General features: G+C 34.5%; 27 protein-coding genes and 1 tRNA gene. 21 read left to right on the top strand and 7 right to left on the bottom strand.

Translation table 11 applies throughout. The annotated features are described in order from the left end of the window. Positions 1-2: 2 nt before the first annotated feature. The 3 genes from ltrA (at position 3) to MKX39_RS06905 (ending at position 2,495) form a co-directional block, all read left to right on the top strand. The gene (gene ltrA, locus MKX39_RS06895) at positions 3-1,331 is read left to right on the top strand and encodes a group II intron reverse transcriptase/maturase (RefSeq protein WP_340768888.1); all 1,329 of its coding nucleotides are present in this window, start codon (positions 3-5) and stop codon (positions 1,329-1,331) included. 579 nt (positions 1,332-1,910) lie between these two features. Beyond that, positions 1,911-2,087, top strand: a complete 177-nt coding sequence (locus tag MKX39_RS06900; RefSeq protein WP_340768889.1) for a hypothetical protein — start codon at positions 1,911-1,913, stop codon at positions 2,085-2,087. A gap of 198 nt (positions 2,088-2,285) precedes the next feature. Beyond that, the gene (locus tag MKX39_RS06905; protein WP_093496779.1) at positions 2,286-2,495 is read left to right on the top strand and encodes a hypothetical protein; all 210 of its coding nucleotides are present in this window, start codon (positions 2,286-2,288) and stop codon (positions 2,493-2,495) included. Between the two features lie 148 nt (positions 2,496-2,643). On the opposite strand, the gene MKX39_RS06910 is transcribed toward MKX39_RS06905, so the two are convergent. Both MKX39_RS06910 and MKX39_RS06915 read right to left on the bottom strand, forming a co-directional pair. Further along, positions 2,644-3,882 (bottom strand): IS110 family transposase, encoded by a 1,239-nt coding sequence (locus tag MKX39_RS06910; protein WP_340768892.1) that lies wholly within the window; start codon positions 3,880-3,882, stop codon positions 2,644-2,646. 250 nt (positions 3,883-4,132) lie between these two features. Beyond that, positions 4,133-4,507 carry a hypothetical protein gene (locus MKX39_RS06915; RefSeq protein WP_340768894.1) on the bottom strand — a complete coding sequence of 125 codons (375 nt, stop codon included), beginning with the start codon at positions 4,505-4,507 and terminating at the stop codon, positions 4,133-4,135. A 302-nt stretch (positions 4,508-4,809) separates the two neighbouring features. Here MKX39_RS06915 and MKX39_RS06920 point away from each other — a divergent pair, with 302 nt between their 5' ends. From MKX39_RS06920 to MKX39_RS06975, 12 genes are all read left to right on the top strand, one after another. Next, a complete protein-coding gene (locus MKX39_RS06920; RefSeq protein WP_340768895.1) occupies positions 4,810-5,013 on the top strand; it encodes a hypothetical protein in 204 nt (67 codons plus the stop codon). Positions 5,014-5,061: 48 nt separating this feature from the next. Then, on the top strand, positions 5,062-6,216 hold the full coding sequence (locus tag MKX39_RS06925) for a siphovirus ReqiPepy6 Gp37-like family protein (RefSeq protein ID WP_340768896.1): 1,155 nt from the start codon (positions 5,062-5,064) through the stop codon (positions 6,214-6,216). A 138-nt stretch (positions 6,217-6,354) separates the two neighbouring features. After that, positions 6,355-6,660: a hypothetical protein gene (locus tag MKX39_RS06930; RefSeq protein ID WP_340768898.1), complete on the top strand. Its 306-nt coding sequence runs from the start codon at positions 6,355-6,357 to the stop codon at positions 6,658-6,660. Positions 6,661-6,867: 207 nt separating this feature from the next. Further along, positions 6,868-6,990, top strand: a complete 123-nt coding sequence (locus MKX39_RS06935; protein WP_340768899.1) for a hypothetical protein — start codon at positions 6,868-6,870, stop codon at positions 6,988-6,990. A gap of 22 nt (positions 6,991-7,012) precedes the next feature. Next, positions 7,013-7,144 carry a hypothetical protein gene (locus MKX39_RS06940; protein ID WP_340768900.1) on the top strand — a complete coding sequence of 44 codons (132 nt, stop codon included), beginning with the start codon at positions 7,013-7,015 and terminating at the stop codon, positions 7,142-7,144. A 93-nt stretch (positions 7,145-7,237) separates the two neighbouring features. Beyond that, complete coding sequence (locus tag MKX39_RS06945) at positions 7,238-7,783, top strand: phage holin family protein (RefSeq protein ID WP_340768902.1); 546 nt, start codon at positions 7,238-7,240, stop codon at positions 7,781-7,783. After that, positions 7,780-8,049, top strand: a complete 270-nt coding sequence (locus MKX39_RS06950; RefSeq protein ID WP_340768903.1) for a phage holin — start codon at positions 7,780-7,782, stop codon at positions 8,047-8,049. The genes MKX39_RS06945 and MKX39_RS06950 overlap by 4 nt, the downstream gene beginning before the upstream one ends. A gap of 114 nt (positions 8,050-8,163) precedes the next feature. Further along, positions 8,164-8,853, top strand: a complete 690-nt coding sequence (locus MKX39_RS06955) for an N-acetylmuramoyl-L-alanine amidase family protein (protein ID WP_340768905.1) — start codon at positions 8,164-8,166, stop codon at positions 8,851-8,853. A 183-nt stretch (positions 8,854-9,036) separates the two neighbouring features. Then, complete coding sequence (locus MKX39_RS06960; RefSeq protein WP_340768906.1) at positions 9,037-9,633, top strand: hypothetical protein; 597 nt, start codon at positions 9,037-9,039, stop codon at positions 9,631-9,633. A gap of 117 nt (positions 9,634-9,750) precedes the next feature. Further along, positions 9,751-9,915: a transcriptional regulator gene (locus MKX39_RS06965; protein ID WP_340768907.1), complete on the top strand. Its 165-nt coding sequence runs from the start codon at positions 9,751-9,753 to the stop codon at positions 9,913-9,915. 54 nt (positions 9,916-9,969) lie between these two features. After that, entirely contained in the window at positions 9,970-10,344 is a 375-nt protein-coding gene (locus MKX39_RS06970) for a YolD-like family protein (RefSeq protein ID WP_340768908.1), read from the top strand. Between the two features lie 13 nt (positions 10,345-10,357). Continuing rightward, on the top strand, positions 10,358-10,528 hold the full coding sequence (locus MKX39_RS06975) for a hypothetical protein (RefSeq protein WP_340768909.1): 171 nt from the start codon (positions 10,358-10,360) through the stop codon (positions 10,526-10,528). A gap of 59 nt (positions 10,529-10,587) precedes the next feature. On the opposite strand, the gene MKX39_RS06980 is transcribed toward MKX39_RS06975, so the two are convergent. Further along, positions 10,588-10,980 carry a hypothetical protein gene (locus MKX39_RS06980; protein ID WP_340768910.1) on the bottom strand — a complete coding sequence of 131 codons (393 nt, stop codon included), beginning with the start codon at positions 10,978-10,980 and terminating at the stop codon, positions 10,588-10,590. A 105-nt stretch (positions 10,981-11,085) separates the two neighbouring features. After that, positions 11,086-11,238: a hypothetical protein gene (locus MKX39_RS06985; protein ID WP_340768911.1), complete on the bottom strand. Its 153-nt coding sequence runs from the start codon at positions 11,236-11,238 to the stop codon at positions 11,086-11,088. 68 nt (positions 11,239-11,306) lie between these two features. Between MKX39_RS06985 and MKX39_RS06990 the strand changes: the two genes are divergently transcribed. From MKX39_RS06990 to MKX39_RS07000, 3 genes are all read left to right on the top strand, one after another. After that, positions 11,307-12,188: a helix-turn-helix domain-containing protein gene (locus tag MKX39_RS06990; RefSeq protein WP_340768912.1), complete on the top strand. Its 882-nt coding sequence runs from the start codon at positions 11,307-11,309 to the stop codon at positions 12,186-12,188. Between the two features lie 69 nt (positions 12,189-12,257). Next, positions 12,258-12,563, top strand: a complete 306-nt coding sequence (locus tag MKX39_RS06995; RefSeq protein WP_340768913.1) for a hypothetical protein — start codon at positions 12,258-12,260, stop codon at positions 12,561-12,563. A gap of 25 nt (positions 12,564-12,588) precedes the next feature. Further along, on the top strand, positions 12,589-12,786 hold the full coding sequence (locus tag MKX39_RS07000) for a hypothetical protein (protein ID WP_340768914.1): 198 nt from the start codon (positions 12,589-12,591) through the stop codon (positions 12,784-12,786). Positions 12,787-12,957: 171 nt separating this feature from the next. Here MKX39_RS07000 and MKX39_RS07005 read toward each other — a convergent pair. Both MKX39_RS07005 and MKX39_RS07010 read right to left on the bottom strand, forming a co-directional pair. Further along, a tRNA-Val gene (locus tag MKX39_RS07005) sits at positions 12,958-13,030 on the bottom strand. 279 nt (positions 13,031-13,309) lie between these two features. Next, a complete protein-coding gene (locus tag MKX39_RS07010) occupies positions 13,310-13,573 on the bottom strand; it encodes an excalibur calcium-binding domain-containing protein (protein ID WP_340762021.1) in 264 nt (87 codons plus the stop codon). 274 nt (positions 13,574-13,847) lie between these two features. Between MKX39_RS07010 and MKX39_RS07015 the strand changes: the two genes are divergently transcribed. Continuing rightward, on the top strand, positions 13,848-14,909 hold the full coding sequence (locus tag MKX39_RS07015) for a nitric oxide synthase oxygenase (protein ID WP_340768915.1): 1,062 nt from the start codon (positions 13,848-13,850) through the stop codon (positions 14,907-14,909). 56 nt (positions 14,910-14,965) lie between these two features. Here the strand turns inward: MKX39_RS07015 and MKX39_RS07020 are convergent, their stop codons facing one another. After that, positions 14,966-16,168, bottom strand: a complete 1,203-nt coding sequence (locus MKX39_RS07020) for a CynX/NimT family MFS transporter (RefSeq protein WP_340768917.1) — start codon at positions 16,166-16,168, stop codon at positions 14,966-14,968. 194 nt (positions 16,169-16,362) lie between these two features. Between MKX39_RS07020 and MKX39_RS07025 the strand changes: the two genes are divergently transcribed. Further along, positions 16,363-17,157: an ABC transporter ATP-binding protein gene (locus tag MKX39_RS07025; protein WP_093534903.1), complete on the top strand. Its 795-nt coding sequence runs from the start codon at positions 16,363-16,365 to the stop codon at positions 17,155-17,157. Further along, complete coding sequence (locus MKX39_RS07030) at positions 17,150-18,772, top strand: hypothetical protein (protein WP_340768919.1); 1,623 nt, start codon at positions 17,150-17,152, stop codon at positions 18,770-18,772. The genes MKX39_RS07025 and MKX39_RS07030 overlap by 8 nt, the downstream gene beginning before the upstream one ends. Positions 18,773-18,803 lie beyond the last annotated feature (31 nt).

Here is an 18,803-nt window from a genome sequence, read left to right on the forward strand (position 1 = left end):
AAATGGAAACAAAACTATTAAGGATAGCAGAATTAGCAAAATCTGAACCGAGAATGAAATTTACATCACTTGCACATTTACTAAATAAGCAATCTCTAGTTCAATGCCATCATGAATTACTTAATAAGAAGGCAACTGGGATTAATGGCACAACTAAAGAGCAATACAGTGAAACACTAGAGGAAAATATAGTGGACTTAGTAAGTAGGCTCAAAAGTAAAAGTTATCATCCTGTTCCCGTAAGGAGAATGTACATTCCTAAGCTTAACTCCAGCAAGAAAAGACCGTTGGGGATACCGGAACATGAAGATAAGATTGTACAGAAAGGCGTTACAAAAATACTAAATGCCATCTATGAAAATGATTTTCTAGACTGCTCTTTTGGGTTCCGCCCAAATCGTAATTGCCACGATGCTTTGAAGATTTTAAACCATTATATTGAAAAGAAATCAGTAAGTTATGTAGTAGATGTAGATATCAAAGGATTCTTTGACAACGTTGATCACATATGGATGATGGAGTTCTTAAAACTGCGAATTGCTGACCCTAACCTACTAAGAATAATAGGTAGGTTTCTTAAAGGTGGATACATGGAGGAAGGCAAGAAATATAAGACAGATAAAGGCACACCGCAAGGTGGAGTCATATCTCCGATACTTGCCAATCTGTACCTCCATTATGTTCTGGACCTATGGTTTGAGAAGAAGGTCAGGAAAGAGTGTAAAGGCCACGCATATATAGTTAGATATGCAGATGATTTTGTGTGTTGCTTCCAATATAAGAGCGAAGCTGAGGTGTTCTTTCAATCATTAAAGGTAAGATTACAGAAGTTTAACTTAGAAATAGCGGAGGATAAAACCAAAATTATTCCCTTCGGGAGGTTTGCGGAGAAAGATACAAAAAAAACGGGGAATAGAAAACCTGCGACCTTCGATTTTCTCGGTTTCACACACTATTGTGGGAAGAGTAAACAGGGAAATTTTCGTGTGAAACGGAAAACAAGTAGGAAGAAGCTACAAGCTAAACTGAAGGAATCGAAAGAATGGATAAAGAGTAACCGAAATAATGATATTCATATGATTATGGATAGATTTAAACGCTCGCTTGTAGGTTACTACAACTACTATTGCATAACGGATAACACTCAAAGTGTTTACCAATTTAGAGACAAAATTCAATATTTACTCTTTAAATGGCTCAACAGAAGAAGTCAAAGAAAATCCTTTACTTGGGATAAATTCAATCTCTTTCTTCATAAATACCCGTTACCTTCACCAAGAATTAAAGTGAATATATACGATTTAAGAAAGAAGATTGGCTACATTTTGTGAATGATGACTAGGAGGAGCCGTGTGCGTGAATAGCGCAAGCACGGTTCTGTGAGGGGGGAGGAACACAATCTACCGTAAGGTAGAGAGGTTCCCTTCTACTCGACTAGTTGAAGAAGAAAATGGGAGTTTTTATGTCGCATTTGACACAAACTGCGAAGTAAAAGTAGAGAGTGTCCTAAAAGTAATTAGAATATAACCATAAAGATATATGGTATTGCGTAAACAATACACATTATGGCAAATACGGTTAGAAAGGTAATGATTGGGTGAGGTAATTTATTATAACGACTGATCAGAAGAATACCAACTAAGATAATAATAAAGACAAACAATAACTGTGACATGTTATGACCTCTCTTTCATGCATTAAGTTTACCATAAGAAGGAAGTTTCTTCTTAAGTTACATCAAGACTACTTTTATAAGTTTAAGTCACAGTTCGACCATAATGTGTAATAAATGGGCAGGTGCTTCTTATTCAACTAACGGGTGCTTTACTTCAAGAAGGAGTGAAGCCTATTTTTTTATTGAACTAACGCCACAGTTTAGTTGAAGTGAAGAACTAAAAGGAGTTGTTAAAATGGGAGAGAAATATAGAAATATATTAACTAACGTATTAGGTTATATAGGGGTTATTTTAATCTCAGTAGTTATTTACAAACTATTTTTTGACTATAATAATCAGTTTTACTCTGGAATTTTATTTATTGGAGTATTACTTCTGATTTATAACGCTCAGTTATTAAAAAAGAAATAGCTGTATTTATTAGTGTTAAATTATGTGTACCTTATTTAACTAACGTCGTGCTTTACTTCAAGAAGGAGTAAAGCCTTTTATTATTGAACTAAAGTAAGCAGGTTACTTGAAGAAGGGATTTAAGTTGGAATCGTAGAATAAGTTACCTAATGATGTTTCGCTTACTTATACAAAATATATTAAATGAGGTGAATTTAATTGAGGATAGGTAATCAATTAGTTATTGAATGGACCATTGCGAGAGTTTACGAGGATTTTTCTTTTTCAAAGGCACTAGATAATGCCATAAAGCACGCAAGTTTAAATGAAGGGGAATCGGTCGAACTTCACCAATTAGTAAACGTTGGTGAATTTAATAATGAAAAAGTATTTTTGATTATTTTAAATGTTATTTCCAGTAAAGACTAGAAGTTATTAAACTAAACCAGCTAATAGTTTGTCAATATTTTCACTAAAAAAATTATTAACCTCATGATATACTAAAAAAATACATGCCAAATAACCTTCCTCTAAATCACTTTTGGAAGGTTTTGGTGAATTAATATAAATACAGTTTCTATGCTATATCCTGGAAAGTAGTTCGGTTTTTTAGTAAGGCATAAATCCAGTGTAAGAGCTTATTTACACAGGCAATAATGGCTACCCTAAAGGGTTTTCCTTCTTCTCGTTTCTTGTCGTAAAACTCTCTCAGTCTTTTATTGCGAGGAATGATTTCATCCGTTGTCTTCTTTTTACGGGCATCTCGGATGCCACTTTGAATAGCCATATACAGGGCATGACGAAGTCTGCTGGAACCCCGTTTGGTAATTCTGTTAATGGATGCAGTAAATTTACCCGAAGAGTAAACGCTAGGATCGACTCCTGCGAATGCAACGAGTTTTTTGGCGGCGTCAAACCGATCTATCTCTCCTATCTCCGAAATAATCGTTGCAGCGATTTTTTCACCGATTCCGGGGATAGATTGGAGTATTTTATATTCTTCTATCTCTTTTGCGATTGAATCTATTTCATTTGCTAGCTTTGATAGATGCTCTTGATATTGCAGAACAATATTTATTAACATCTCCAGATTAAAAATATGGCTTTGATACTGGTTATGTTGAAACGGGTTTCGAAGAGCGGCCTCTCTTAATTTCTGTGCTCTTTCGTTTGCCCATTTCTCCGATCGGCTGTTACAGAGGGAAGATATCTTCTCCGTCAATTCTTTTTCATCGACACTTAATACGCTTTCGGATGTTGGAAATGCGAGTAAGGTAAGTAGTGATACCTTAGAGTAGAGACTTCCAAATACACCTCTAAATTCAGGGAATACCTGATCTATTAAGGAATGTAGCTGTAACTTAGTTTTAGCTGCCATTTCCGCAATACTTTCTTGTTGTCTTGTTAAATTACGAAGGTTTAATAGTTGTATTCCTCTCTTTTTATATGGTTCTAATTCTTCTTTATAATAAAGTTCACAAAGATGATAAGCATCGATCGCATCCGTTTTCACCTTACGTAAACTAGAGCTTTTGGCTCTATGGGAAATAAGGGGATTGATCACTATATAAACATAGTTTTGTTCCTCTAAAAACTGGACAACTGGAGTATGGTAGTGTCCAGTTGACTCTAATACGACCGAAGGTTGATAACCGCCAGCTGATTTTTCTATTTCTTGAAGAAAATCAAGAAATCTCTTCAATCCTTCCAAGTTATGTTGAATACTAAAGCTCTTTCTATAGGGTTTGCCTTTATCTAAAAATGCTTGAACCTGACTCTCTCCTTTAGCTACATCAAGACCCACCACTGGGTTCATACGTAAATTCCCTCCTAGTAATATAAAATTAGTCGGTATCCCCTAAGGCTTCTTGTAATGTCATAGGTTCGCTTGTTAAACGGGATCAATGTCCCAACCAGCCTGAAACATGCTTATACAAGTAGGGGGTGAACAGTTTAGCTGACGGGATCGAAGAAATTAACGACAATGGGATATGATATCAACGAAAACGCAGCGTAAGCTAGCGTTATTTTTTATATCTTATAGAAGAAAATAAGGATCTCAAAAATCATTTGAGATCCTTATTAGATATTAAATTTATTGGAAATAGAGTGATATTGTTAATAGGTGTTTCTATTTTATTAGAACTATTTTGATGGTGGGTTTCCAAAATTTTCTCGATCTGTTCATTTTGTTGCTTGATACTCTTTAATAAATCACTATTATCTAGTAATTCTTTTCTAATAATATCAAGGCCCTTTTTGTTATCGGCACTATCTTTCAGAGACATTGAGATTGCGAATAAAGATAATCCCAATGCTATTAATCCGAAAAAATAGCTTCCATCAAAAACTTCGTAAAATGAATAGAACAGGATATAAGCTAACACAAGATACCCTACAATAGTAAGAAAGTTTGAAAGGTAATAAGGTATTTTAATCATTTTGCACTACCTCCTTTTTATTAGCTTATAACGGTATTGATTAGGAGTCAAATGCCCTTAGAATAGCTGACTTATCTGATAAACTAAGGAGATAGTGGGTGTATTAAGCAATGGATTTTTAAATTCAAAGAGAACTCAAAGATACTGTGGAGAAGAGTTATAAAAACATTCATAAAATCGAGTGATATTTATAAAATTTATTTTTAATATACACTAGGAACATTATGTGTCGTAATGAATGTTAGTGATTAAGAAGGATTCTTCCTCTTTTTATCGAAATAGGGATAAGAGGTGAATACTTATTGAGTTATCCAGTTGACAGAAAAGTTATTGATTTTAATGGACAGACATTCATTGTTGATTTGTGGGTTGTCGATGGTAAATATAACGCACATGCGCAAGAAATTTATGTGAAAAAATACCACTCTTCTCATGGTGAGGGGTTTCCATCAGCTTCAATTGCAGAGTTTACAGTTATTAATGAATTAATGAAAAAACAAAAGTGAGAGCATCCACAATGGGTGCTCTTTTAATTTTGGAAAAGAGGTGATTAAATGTCGTTGCCAATAAGAGTTATGACGAGACATTTTCAACTAATTAATGAAGTTAATCTCTACTCGTCATTACAAATTACACGATCTTGGCATGGTATAGGAGCCTTAGAGTTAAGGATCAATCGATACCTACCAGGAGCAAGCAAATTAATAAAAGGAAGAATTATCTTCCCACACAACAAGCTTAACAAAGCTTATGTTATTAAGCATTGTGAAATTGAATTAGATGCAAGTGGTAAAGCATCGGAAAATTGGATTATTAGAGCATTACGATTGAAATCATGGACAAATCAACGAATAACCTATCCGCCCTCCACAACTGCATATGACAATAAACAAGATAATGCAGAGAATGTCATGCGACATTATGTGACAAACAACATTATCAATCCTGTGGACGACAACAGACGAATGAAAGATATTATCCTCAGTGTTAATCAGATGAATGGAGAGAATATTAGTTGGCAATCCAGATATAAGAATCTTGCTGAAGAACTGGCTGAAATAAGTTTATTGAGCGGTCTTGGTTGGAATATAGAGATTGACATTGAGACAGAGAAATATGTTTTTAAAGTGCTTAAAGGTCGCAATTTATCAACAGAACAATCTATACTAACACCTGCTATTTTTAGTCCAGAGTTTAATACACTTGGACAAATTAGCTATGCGGAATCAGAATTAAACTTTCGTAATTATGCAGTCGTCGCCGGACAAGGTGAAGGTATAGAAAGACGTATCGTAGAAGTTGGAGAATCATCTGGTCATGATCGCTATGAGTTATTTGTGGATGCTAGGGACGTATTAGAGGTAACAGATGATCAATACCCAGCTCTTCGTACTCCAGAAGAAATTGAAGCCGATTTAATCAATCGAGGAAATCAAACGTTAACCGAGTATGTACAGGAAGTTTACTTAGAAGGACAGGCTCTTACTAAATCTAGATTAGAATACGAAAAAGATTATGATCTAGGTGATATTGTCACGTTACAAAATCGTGAATGGGGAATTACCCGTGATGCTCGAATCACAGAGGTAAAAGAAATCTATGAGCCTAGTGGAAAACAAATTGAACTCGTTTTCGATAATAGTAGACCTACTTTAATCAGTAAAATAAAGCAGCAAATGAGCGGTATTAAAGCAGAAATAACGAAATAGAATGTCCACATGGGCGTTGTTTTTATGTAAGGAACGTTATACGCAGCATAAGCTAGCGTTTATTTTTTTTATGTCATTTATAATCCTTTATCACCATATAATTGTTAAGGTATTATTTCATAAACAGGGAGGATTATATTGTCAGAATTATTACATTGGGGAAATGCTGAGTGGGAAATTAAACACAATGAGGTATTGTCGGACTATATTGAAACTTATAGAGCATGGTATAAGGTTCTTGGAACATGGGATTTGGCCGCTGATCAAGTCATAATTTTGATTAGAAAAAACCATGAAGATTTTTTCTCAAACAGAACTGATAATGGGTTAGTTCAAAGAATCAGAAAGTTAGAAAGAGTAATGGCCGATGTTGAGGTATCAGATAAATATTACGATAAACCTTTTCAAGGTACTTCATTAAGAAAAGATTGGTTTGACAAGTGAATGATTAGAATTTAAGCACTCACATTAGAGGGTGCTTTTTCTTATGCCCTCCACAGTTTTTTGAACGACTATATTAAATATTGAAAGTGAACGCTTTGGTCGAAAAAATAAACAATAAGAACATAAAGCATTTTAACAATAAATAATAGTCTAGAAGGATTCCCCTCCTCTTTTGTCGAATTGTGGATGAAAGAGGGAGGGATTTGTTTGAATAAATTTATCGAGTGTTCAGATGAAATAGATGCGGTTGTAGGGGAAGGTCTTTATGCTGAAAACGGTCAGTTTTTCCATGTAGCCACGTCCGACAGTTCGGTTGCTGAATCTTTTTGAAAAACGTCAACAAGATGCATTGATGGTCAAGAAACTCACTTTTAAAAAAGAAAAAGGAAAAACGGTTTTTTCAGGTCCATTTATGGTGAAAGATTTTAATGGACCAGATGAAGGTGAATGGAATATTAAACTGAAGAAATCATTACGAAGATAAAATAATCAAAAGTAGGGGCATCCAATTGGGTGCTCTTTTTATTTATCCATATATCTAAAGTGGGACTAAGGATGATGGAAGGAGAGAAAGCAGGTGACACGTTTGCAAATAACTGGGTTTAAATCGATTGGAGCATTAATAGCAAGCTTCGGTATGTATATGCTACAGATAATCAACGAGGCGATAGTGGTACTCGTTTTTTTAATGTTATTAGATATGGTAACAGGTGTCATGAGGTCGTTTATGACCAAGAGTTGGAACAGTACGGTGGGAATGTCGGGTGTCATAAAAAAAGTGGCCATCTTTGTATTGATAGGCATGGCTGGTGCCGTAGAATATGTTGCTTTATCTGCAGGACAAGACAGTAAGGGTCTTGTGATACTTGGAGTAACGAGCTTTTTTATTGTTAACGAGTGTATTTCAATTTTAGAGAATACAGCACAAATAGGGTTACCAATTCCACCTATTCTTTATAATGCTTTAGAAAAACTTCACAAAGCACCTAGTGGAAAAGAGATGAGTATAGAGAGACATCCCGAAATGGCACGTTTGGATAAACTTACTTTACTGAAGGAAAATGAGATTTTACAGAGTGAAATATTAAAAAAGGAAGAAACCAAGGAGGAAAATACACAATGAAAATCAACTGGAAAGTACGATTCAAAAATCCATTATTTTATGCTGCTTTAATCTTGGCAATTGTTGCACCCATCGGGGGTGTTTTTGGAGTTCATCTGGAGGATTTAACAACTTGGCCAATGGTTTGGGATATTGCTAAGAAATCTATTTTAGCACCTCATTTAGTCATTACAGTATTTATTGCTGTAGTGGCTTTTTTAATTGACCCAACAACAAAAGGTCTAAAGGATAGCCCACAAGCGATGAAATACCAGAAACCAAAATAAGCTGCCATCTGGCGGTTTTTTTATTTTGAAAGAGGTGGTTGTCATTTGAAATTTAATCAGTTGTACAAGCGTTTGTAATTAACAATACAAAAAACTAAAATGGAGTGATTATTAATGGTAAAATTATTTATCGATGCAGAACATGGTGGGACAGATCCAGGTGCAGTAGGAAATGGGTTACAAGAAAAGAATTTAACTCTACAAATCTCTACAAGGATTCGAGATATCTTATTAGCCGAATACAATAACGTATCAGTTTTAATGAGTAGAACAGGTGATACATTCCCATCACTAGCAGCTCGTACAAACCAAGCTAACTCATGGGGCGCTGATTTCTTCCTATCTGTTCATATTAATACAGGTGGTGGAACTGGTTATGAAGATTTCATTTACCCAGGTTCAGGAGTCCCAACAACGACATATCAGAGTAATATCCATTCAGAAATCTTGAAGCTTGTGAACTTTACTGATCGTGGCAAGAAACAACAAAACTTTCATGTGCTCCGTGAATCCAATATGCCAGCTCTTTTGACTGAAAATGGATTTATCGATAATACAAATGATGCTGCAAAATTGAAAACAACTTCCTTCATTGAATCTCTAGCTCGAGGTCATGTAAAGGGAATTGTTAAGTGTTTCAATCTTCCAAATAAAAACACTGCCATATATCACACTGTTGTTTCTGGTGATACAGTCTATTCTTTAAGTCAAAGGTATGGTAGCACAGCACAACAGATTAAAGATTGGAACGGTCTTGATTCCAATTATACAATTCGTATTGGACAAGCTTTGAGAGTGAAATAAAAATAGTTTACCCATCCCAGCCCTGCTCATTCGAGTAGGGCTTTTTTAATTTACCTTTTCACGTACAATACAATAGTCTTGCTCAACTAACGTAGAATAAGCCAGTTAATTAACTTTATTGGTTTGATACAAATCTAAGTATGATATATTAGTTGAAAAAGAAACGGAAGGAATTGGATAAAAATGAAAAAATGGTTCATGGCTATACTATTCATAGGAGTAGCTTACTTCTCAATTGAAGCACCAGCACAGGCACAAGAAAAAGTAATATGGGATGGGGCAGAAATTGTAAAAGACCAATCCGGTAAAATGACTTTTAAGAAGGACGTAAAAGTCTATAAGAAAGATAGTTCTGGTAAATTTGTATCGATGGTAGTAAAGAAAGGTAATTATTTACGAGTTTATGATGTTGAAAATTATGATGGTAAAGTTTATTACTGGATGAGTGGTGGCTATCGAGTACATTCAACAAACTTAGTAGTATTTAAAGATGTACCAATGAACTTGAGAATATCATTCTTTAAAGACCCTGTTTGGATTGTAACAAGTGAAAAAGGAATATTGCACAGACAGAACAATCCTTTAAGAACGCGCGGCATGCTTCTAAAAGACTTTAGTGAAGATGTTGGTTACTTTGCTGCTTTTCAGAAATACACAATTGTTAATGGTAAGCTACATGGTGAATTATATCATTCTGGTGAAGGTGAATATGCTGGATATACTATAAAAGAATTTATTTCTGGCTCTGATGTTAAAGTAGTTGAAGATATATATAATTGAAAGTTGAAAGTTGAAAGTCGATTCTTTATGAGTCGGCTTTTTTTATTTGCCCAGAAATTTCTAGTTATAAATTAGAACGATTGTTCTTATAGTAATTACAAGAAGGAGGGAACGGATGTGCGTATAAATATTTTAAAGTCCATGCAGCTTAATCAAATAGTCGAAATGATTTACATGAATAACCATGGTGAAATCAGTAAACGAAGAGTAAAGGTATTAATTGTGGAGGGCAATGTCTTTAGAGCTTATTGTTTTTTTGCGAAATACCAAAAGGACTTTTAAGGTAGATAATGTACTCGCATTTGTTCCCATAATACATAGGGAGCCTGAAGTTGTATGAATAATGAATTTTACGAACCAGTAGAAGTTTTTGATATTTCCAAGTTGAAAGACAGAGGTAATAAAAAGTGGGTAGCTATGATGCTTACCGAACACGTATCTTTACTGAGACAATACGGCGAAGAAATTAAAAGAGAACCTAAACCAGATTTAGATGAATGGGACTATGATGCTATTCAACATACTTTAGATATGGCTATTAAGACTAAAGTCGATACTAAAGTAAAGTTGTGGAGGGATGGAGCATTTATTTACAAAAGAGGCATTATAGAAAGTGTGGATCTAAGAAGAAGAGTTATTGAACTAGAAGATCCATTTTCTTTACTAAATTTGAAACTAGATGAAATTGTGGATGTTACGATAATGGATTAAGGTTGTGGTTTTATTGGTTAGAACAGAAGAATTATTTAAGGAAATGCTTGATAAATATGATCCAGAATTAATACTAAATGCATTGGATGAAATGTCGAGGATGGGTAAAAAAGAGTTGATTGCTTTAGGTAAGTCATGTGAAATTATAAATAGAGCTGAAGAAGATAAAAACCACCAACCATAAAAGGTAGGCGGTTTTCCAAATGATTTTTTCTAAACTTTGCGATTAGGAGCTTTTTAAAATTAATTGACAGAAAGTCTTCCGAAACCACTTGCTTTTCCTATTGCAGATTCAATAACTAAATAGTATTCGCCAGCAGGGTCCCAACTATTTAAAGTTCGTGAATATGCAGCTCTATTATTACCAACTACACTACCAGATGTTAGAGATTGTTCTGCTTCTGATGCACCTTTACGTTTTACAGAATATTTAAGAGTAGCTGAAGTTGTATTAACTACTTCTAAATGAATTGTGCCTCCCGCACCTACCACGATAGGTCTAGTTGTTTTGATATATTCACCAACACCAATATTTACCGTAGATGAGTCAGCAGCAGATGCTGAACCCATAAATAGCAATGAAACTAGTAACATTAATAAAAAGCTAACCCCTGTTCTCTTTGTAACCTTCAACATTTTACCATTCCTCTCTAAACTCAATTTTATATGTAAAAATTCAAATAAATATAAAATTATATCTACTTAAATCTAAACAAAAATTTAAATGACAGCTTTTTCGACTTAATGATCTCCAATTATAGGGTCACTATTTAATGATGCTCCTTGCGGTATGGAGGGGGTATTAAATTCGGCCTGTATATCACTTGAAAAATTAATGAATAATCCGAATGCTAAAACCACCGTAATGACTAACTTTCTATATTTTTTTCTCATTATTTCCTCCTAATCTATGTCTTATTTATAAATATAAGCTACAATAAAAATTAAATATATAGGATGTTATGCAAGATTACGACAATCGGGGTGTTAAAGTGGAGGATTTAGGAAGAAAAGTGTCATATTATAGAAGGTCTAAAGGTCTTTCTATTAAAGCTTTGGCGGAAAATGTATGCAATGAATCTACAATACATAGATTGGAAAAAGGAAAACAATTACCGAGATTAGAGATATTAAATGATATCTGTTTAAAATTAGAAATATCATTTAAAGCACTGTTTCCTTTGAATGAAGAAGTAGAGGAATTAAAAAGTCTTTGCAGAGAGTTTACTTATAGAAATGATTATTTGTCATTAGAATTAACGTTAAATAAGTGTAAAGAAGTTTTAGAAGGAATTTCCTCCATCTATTTAAAAGAAGAATTTAGAAAATTTATTCAATGGCACAGAGCGGTACTTCTTCATAAAACAGAGAATAAAATAGATGATGCACTATGTATCTTAAATAAACTTGTCAGTATAAAAAACTTTGGTTCTGAACTGGATATAAGTATTTTAAATTCTATTGGTCTCATATATCTATCTTCTAATAATGTAGAAGCAGCACTCAAAATATACAGTGTAATTAACGAAAAATTGATGAATCAAAGAATTTATGAAGATTTCACGCTTATACCAAGAGTGAGATATAATTATGCTTACACTTTATACAAGTTAGATTGCTTTGAGGAAGCATTAGAGGTAACCTATGAAATTCTACATTATATGAAAGCCCGTCAATTGATGTATTCATTAGGTAAGGTATACCACATGATAGGAATACTGTCTAAAAAATGCGGTCTTTTAGATGAAGCAGAAGAAGCTTTTAACAATGCGATTCTCGTATTTACCTTAACTAAAGATCAACAGAATTTAAATGTTGCGAAAATAGATTTATCAAATCTTTAAGCTTATATATAAAATAGAAGGACTTCCACTTTTAATGTTGAATATATGTTACAAAAGGGGGAATGTGTAATGTTAAATATAAATTTGCCAGTAGAGCTTGAATCAATGGAACTAATTCAATTTATTGAAAGTCCCATGGTTAAAGATTTAGGGATATTAATCATGGGAGAAAATATGCATGCAACACCTAACATTAGATTTTATCAATTAGAGAAAATTAAGGAACTATTTGAAGTGAAAAAGGAACTGCAAAAATTTACTTTTCATAGTTCGTCAGAGGCGATTGTATTTTTGGAACATTTACCTAATATGTCAGCACTAGAATTACTAGTAATGATGGGTACAGTTGATGAAGAAACAATAATAGTACACTAAAGTTTAAATTTGTTATGGAGTGAATTTGGAAAAAACAAAAGAAATAGAACTAGATAATAAAATTGATGCGATGATTGAAAAATACTCGAAAGAATCAGTTATGGGGTTCTTGGATTGGTTACTAAACATGTCAGAGACAGAGCTAAAAGCAACAGTTGAATTATGTGAAATAATTGATCGTGTTGAATTAAATAAGCAACAAGAAAACCACCAACCAGATTAATGGAAGGTGGTTTAATGTTATAAAAGTATCTATTGATAATATTCCAAAAAACACGTTTTTAATAAATTCGTCACATATCGGTCACGTAAGAAGAATTTCTACTTGTTATGTAGGTAATAAATTAAATTAAAAAAAGCCTGAAACCATTGAGGTTAAAGGCTTTTGGAAATATGGTCCCGACTGGTCTCGAACCAGCGACCCCCACCTTGTCGAGGTGGTGCTCTCCCAACTGAGCTACAAGACCGATTTAATGTAAAGAACTCTTTAAACATTAATGTTTCTAGATATAAATATACTATAATGTAGGGCACTAGTATATACCTAAAAAAATCCTGAAGTGCAAAGATCAACATTCAAGATTACAACCAAATAAAAAATCATATCCTTGAAGGCTTAACGCCTTTCAAGGTTATTTTTTATTTTAGTTATATAAAAAAGTAGAAATTAGAATCTAGTCAGGTAATACAATAAATGCATTACATATTATCAACTTTTCTTAAGCTGCAATAGCTATATTATAAAATTACTTCTCACATGCAATGCCATCTTTATCACGGTCGCTTTTAATGTTAGCTTCATAAATCTCTTTTGATACAAAAGGAGTAAATTTAGTTTTTCCGCCTTTGTTTTTAATATTTGCAGCCTTGGCTACTCCACCTTTATAGGTTTTGTTTAACTCTGTGCAATTGCTAAATTCCTTAGCTGCCGCCTCTGTCTCTGTCGGTGCTGTTGTAGAAACCCCAAAAATTAATGTTGCGGAAAGTATGATTACAGAAAATCGTTTCACAGTAAATCCTCCTAAGTTTTTGAACTAAGTTGTGGTGAGTCAAAAGGTGCGTGTAAAGATAACTACATATCACAATATAATATGGGGAAATCTCCTTTACTTTTACCAAATTATTCAATGTAACCTAGACTTTAACATAAAGTAGACGAATATGTATATAGCATATAAATTAATTCGATTAATTCTACTGACATAAAATCCTCACATCTTTCTTAGTTCTGTCACTTGTCTGTAGTGGCTCCATTCTACTAAGATGGAGAGATGGGGAGGTGCTATGATAATGTTATTGGAAGCACAGGACTTTATTCATCTTTTTTATAGGGAAACTGGTAAGGCGGAAATAGACATGCATATACGTTTAAAAGAAATAGAAAGTCAGATTAATACAGTAGGTGCCTACGAACACACTACTGAAGAGCTAGAATTCGGTGCCAAGGTGGCATGGCGTAATAGTAATAAATGCATAGGTCGTCTGTTTTGGCAAAGCCTTACCGTTTTTGATAAACGACATTTACATAACGAGGAAGCTGTATTTGAGGCACTCATCGCCCATATGCAGTTTGCGACAAATGAAGGTCGAATTCGGCCGACTATCACAATATTTTCACAAAAGGATATTCGCGTATGGAATCATCAGCTTATACGATATGCTGGCTATGAAACGGAGAACTGGATTATTGGAGATTCCGATTCCATAGAATTTACGAAAAAATGTGAGGAACTTGGATGGGAGGGGAAGAGAACCAATTTTGATGTGTTGCCACTTGTTATTCAGGTGAAGGATCACCCACCGAAATTATTTGATATTCCGGAGCAGTATATTTTAGAGGTACCAATTCGTCATCCTGAATATGATTGGTTTGAAGATTTAGAGATGAAGTGGTATGCAGTACCCATGATCTCGAACATGAAGTTGGAGATTGGAGGCATTACGTACGCTGCTGCTCCGTTTAATGGATGGTATATGGGCACAGAAATTGGTGCACGAAACTTAGCTGATGACTATCGCTACAATATGTTACCTTCAGTTGCCAGAGGAATGGGATTAGATACGAAATCTAATGCTTCTCTGTGGAAAGATAGGGCTCTTTTGGAACTAAATACAGCTGTATTGTTTTCCTTCAAAAAAGATGGTGTCAGTATTGTAGATCATCATACGGCTGCGCAACAATTTAAGAAATTTGAAGAAATTGAGAAAGATACAGGTCGTGACGTCACAGGTAATTGGACATGGCTTATTCCTCCAATGTCACCTGCCACCACGCATATTTTTCATAAGCCATATAATAATGAGAAAGTAACGCCGAATTATTCCTATCAACCTTCACCGTATTAAAAAAGGAAAGGAGCATGATTAATCATGCTCCTTTTAAACGTGAATTTAATTGTTCTTTAGACTTCCTTCGAAACAAAACGATCTCTTCCTGCATGCATTCCAGCAAAGAAAAGAAGAATAACAGTAACGATAAATAGTATTTTAGGAATCTCCCAGCTACCCGTTGCATCATGGATAAATCCAAAAAATACAGGACCGACTGCTGCAAGTAAATAACCAAATGACTGCGCAACACCCGATAAATCTGCTGCTCCCATAGGGGTACGCGAACGAAGAGAAAAGAACATCATGACCAGTCCGAATGATGCCCCACCACCTAAGCCTAGTGCAACCATCCATAGAAGTGTCAGTGAGATATCCCCATATAACAGTCCAGTGAAGCCTATTAAATAGAAAATCGTAAATACCAAAACTAATATTCGCTGATCCTTAAATCGACCCGCAAGAATTGGGATAAGAAAAGTCATTGGAAGTTGTGCAAATTGCATAATAGAAAGCATCCAGCCGGATTTTTCGGCCTCCATTCCTTGGGTTTGCAATATTTCAGGAATCCATGCTGCAGTTGTATAAAATATGAGTGATTGTAAACCCATGCATAAAGTGATTGTCCATGTTAGAGGTGATTTTAATATTGACTTGGCTTTTTCTACATTAGTTGAAGAGGGCACGACATCTATTTCTTGTTTTTTCTTGACCTGAGGTAACCAAATAATACATGCAATTATTGCAAGAATAGCCCAAAATCCAAGCGCACCTTGCCAACCATAAGATGTTCCATCTGCTATTGGATAGCTGATACCTGCTCCAATACCCGCAGATAAGTTCATAGAAACAGTGAATACTCCAGTCATAATTCCAAGCTGTAAAGGAAATTTTAGCTTTATAAAACTTGGAAGTAGTACATTTCCAAATGCTATAGCTACACCAATAAGCGCAGTACCTAAAAGTAAAAGAAAGGGCGTTCCGAGCGAACGAATAATAATTCCTATTGCCAACAATAGAATAGCTAGAAATAGTGTCATTTCCATCCCAAGTCGTCGCGCAATCTTTGGGACAAAGGGAGAGACAATAGCAAAAGCTAGCAGAGGAATCGTTGTGATAAATCCTGCTAGAACATTGGAAATGTCTAATCCATCTCGTATATACGAAATAATTGGTCCCACGGCGGTAAGTGGCGCACGCAGAGTGGTGGAGATGAAAACAATTCCAATTATCAATAAAATAAAAGCCTTTTTATTCATTTCATTAGTAGTTAACAAATATCTTCTCTCCTTACGAGATTATGTAGTCCAACTTTAGAAAATGCTACACTCTTTGTCCTTGAAGTTCAATAGTTAGAATTAGAAAGAATTTTCTCTATATCAAAATAATGGAATATTAAGAGTATTGATATGATAATATGAATATGTAAATATTTAGAATTTGAGAATGATATATACAGAGGGGGAGTATGATGAATACTAAAAAAGTGTTGTCACTGAATGGTGTTTCCAAGAGTTTTGGACACAAACAAGTATTAAAAGGTGTCAATTTAGATGTATATGAAGGTCAAATTATTGGCTATATCGGACCAAATGGAGCAGGGAAAAGTACAACTGTCAAACTAATGCTTGGTCTAATAGATGGCTACACAGGGCTTATTGAAATTTTCGGAGAAAATATTATTAAAGGTGATTATTCCTATAAAAAACGCATTGGCTACGTGCCGGAGACAGCCGAGCTCTATGAAAATCTAACTGCCTTTGAATATCTCACCTTCACTGGCGAGCTTTATGGATTAAGCAGTAAAGAGGCGGAGGTAAAGGCTTTCGGATTGATGAAGGAATTTGGTTTAGAGGCTGTTTTTCATCAACGAATTTCCTCCTTTTCCAAAGGGATGAAACAGAAGGTATTAATCATATCTAGTTTGCTACATAACCCAGATTTATTGTTTTTTGATGAACCGTTAAGTGGTCTAGATGCAAACAGTGTCATGGTTATTAAGGAAATACTTGCAAAGCTTGCAGAGCAAGGGAAGACTATTTTTTATTCTTCACATATTATGGATGTCGTTGAGAAAATTAGTAATAGAATTGTACTATTAGTAGATGGTCAAGTTGTGGCAGATGGATCTTTTGAAGAGTTGAAAATGCAAAACCAGGAAGGTTCTTTAGAAGACATCTTCAATCAGTTGACTGGTTTTACTGAGCATGAGGAAATTGCAGAGCGATTTGTGAATTTAGTTCGTGGAGGCAGGAAAGATGAATGATTTTGCGTCACTGAGAATTCTAGATCGCTTTAGGTCCGTTTTTCAAAGGTTGAATATAGACTATGATGTGATGCGTTTGATCTTACAGCTAAAGCTGACGATGGATAGTAGAAGAATGCCTGCAATTTTTAGTGGTTCTAATGTGAAAAAAGAAGGAAATCAGTTTCTTAAATCCTTATGGATGTATGGGTTATTTGGTGTTCTCTTTTTAGTTCCTTTTCTATTTTTAGGCAATGAGTTTCTGTTCTCTCTTACTATCATGTTTAGCTCTTTATTTATCATTTTAATGACATCGATGGTTTCTGATTTTTCTGCTGTTCTACTAGATATACGAGACAAAAATATTCTTCATCCGAAACCTATTAGCGCAAAGACTTTAAATGCAGCGAAGATTACTCATATTATGATATATATGGTTCTATTAACTGGTTCGTTTGTAATTATTCCTCTCATTGTCAGTGTCTTTAAGTTTGGTATTATATTTGCGCTCCTGTTTTTAATCGAAATATTATTGGTTAGCAGTTTGTCTGTAGTATTGACTGCCTTTGTATATCTATTTATCCTACGTTTCTTCAGTGGGGAAATGTTAAAGGATGTTATTAACTACGTGCAAATTTTCCTGGCGATTGGCATGGCGATTAGTTATCAATTAGTGGGTCGTGTGTTTCAAATAGTTAATATTGACATTACGTACACTTTTACATGGTGGCATATGTTCCTCCCGCCATTTTGGTTTGCCGCCCCCTTCGAATTAATCTTAAATAAAGATTTTTCCGTTCCGATTATTATTTTATCGCTGTTTGCTATTCTAGCTCCATTTCTTGCAATAGCACTATATATACGTTTAATGCCGTCCTTTGAAAGAAATCTTTCTAAATTACAAAGTGATGCTAACAGAACGAAAAAGCGAAACCGTAAATTACAAGGAGTTTGGGCAAGAATTCTTTGTAGAACTAAAGAGGAACGGACTTTTTATAAGTTTGCCACTCTACTGTTAAAAGAAGAAAGAGAACTAAAGCTCAAAATATTTCCTTTGTTAGGATTTGCGATTATTTTTCCTTTTATCTTTTTATTCAATACGATAAGCTCTAGTTCCTTTGAGGAAATGAGAAGTGGAAGTTCTTTTATGGTCATCTATTTTTCCTTAATAATGATTCCATCCGTTGTGCAAATGCTAGAGTACTCTGGTAACTATAAAGGGCAATGGATTTTTTATGCAGCTCCTATCAAAAATAAAGCCCTTGTATATAGTGCAACTTTAAAAGCGAGTATCATGAATTATTTCATACCTATTTTAGCGACTTTAAGTGTAATATTTCTCTGGATTTTTTCTTTCCGAATTTTTTTGGACTTAGTGGTTGTTCTACTAGCTACAATCGTTCTAACACTCGTATCCTATGGGATTTTTAGTAAAGGGAAGTTCCCTTTCATAAGCTCACATGAGCATACACAAACTAATGGCTTCATCAAAGTTTTCGGCAGCATGTTCCTAGTTGGGGTTATGGCAGCGATACATGCATTTATTTTGCTCATTCCTTATGGTTTACCGACATATGCGGTCATTCTGTTTATAAGTATTATCATAGGTTGGAAATTAATGTTCTCAAGAGGGTAACAACGAGGGAGGTTAGGGCTTTGCAAACAAC

The organism is Psychrobacillus sp. FSL K6-1464, from assembly GCF_038003145.1.
GTDB lineage: Bacteria > Bacillota > Bacilli > Bacillales_A > Planococcaceae > Psychrobacillus > Psychrobacillus psychrotolerans.

Excerpts from the sequence above, each read along its gene's own strand:
- MKX39_RS06995 (WP_340768913.1), top strand. The coding sequence starts at position 12,258 with ATGTTAAATATAAATTTGCCAGTAGAGCTTGAATCAATGGAACTAATT.
- MKX39_RS07015 (WP_340768915.1), top strand. The coding sequence starts at position 13,848 with ATGATAATGTTATTGGAAGCACAGGACTTTATTCATCTTTTTTATAGG.
- MKX39_RS06955 (WP_340768905.1), top strand. The coding sequence starts at position 8,164 with ATGGTAAAATTATTTATCGATGCAGAACATGGTGGGACAGATCCAGGT.
- MKX39_RS06900 (WP_340768889.1), top strand. The coding sequence starts at position 1,911 with ATGGGAGAGAAATATAGAAATATATTAACTAACGTATTAGGTTATATA.
- MKX39_RS06950 (WP_340768903.1), top strand. The coding sequence starts at position 7,780 with ATGAAAATCAACTGGAAAGTACGATTCAAAAATCCATTATTTTATGCT.
- MKX39_RS06990 (WP_340768912.1), top strand. The coding sequence starts at position 11,307 with ATGCAAGATTACGACAATCGGGGTGTTAAAGTGGAGGATTTAGGAAGA.
- MKX39_RS06915 (WP_340768894.1), bottom strand. The coding sequence starts at position 4,507 with ATGATTAAAATACCTTATTACCTTTCAAACTTTCTTACTATTGTAGGG.
- MKX39_RS06925 (WP_340768896.1), top strand. The coding sequence starts at position 5,062 with ATGTCGTTGCCAATAAGAGTTATGACGAGACATTTTCAACTAATTAAT.
- MKX39_RS06940 (WP_340768900.1), top strand. The coding sequence starts at position 7,013 with ATGGTCAAGAAACTCACTTTTAAAAAAGAAAAAGGAAAAACGGTTTTT.
- MKX39_RS07030 (WP_340768919.1), top strand. The coding sequence starts at position 17,150 with ATGAATGATTTTGCGTCACTGAGAATTCTAGATCGCTTTAGGTCCGTT.
- MKX39_RS06980 (WP_340768910.1), bottom strand. The coding sequence starts at position 10,980 with ATGTTGAAGGTTACAAAGAGAACAGGGGTTAGCTTTTTATTAATGTTA.
- MKX39_RS06985 (WP_340768911.1), bottom strand. The coding sequence starts at position 11,238 with ATGAGAAAAAAATATAGAAAGTTAGTCATTACGGTGGTTTTAGCATTC.
- ltrA (WP_340768888.1), top strand. The coding sequence starts at position 3 with ATGGAAACAAAACTATTAAGGATAGCAGAATTAGCAAAATCTGAACCG.
- MKX39_RS07025 (WP_093534903.1), top strand. The coding sequence starts at position 16,363 with ATGAATACTAAAAAAGTGTTGTCACTGAATGGTGTTTCCAAGAGTTTT.
- MKX39_RS06910 (WP_340768892.1), bottom strand. The coding sequence starts at position 3,882 with ATGAACCCAGTGGTGGGTCTTGATGTAGCTAAAGGAGAGAGTCAGGTT.
- MKX39_RS06960 (WP_340768906.1), top strand. The coding sequence starts at position 9,037 with ATGAAAAAATGGTTCATGGCTATACTATTCATAGGAGTAGCTTACTTC.
- MKX39_RS06970 (WP_340768908.1), top strand. The coding sequence starts at position 9,970 with ATGAATAATGAATTTTACGAACCAGTAGAAGTTTTTGATATTTCCAAG.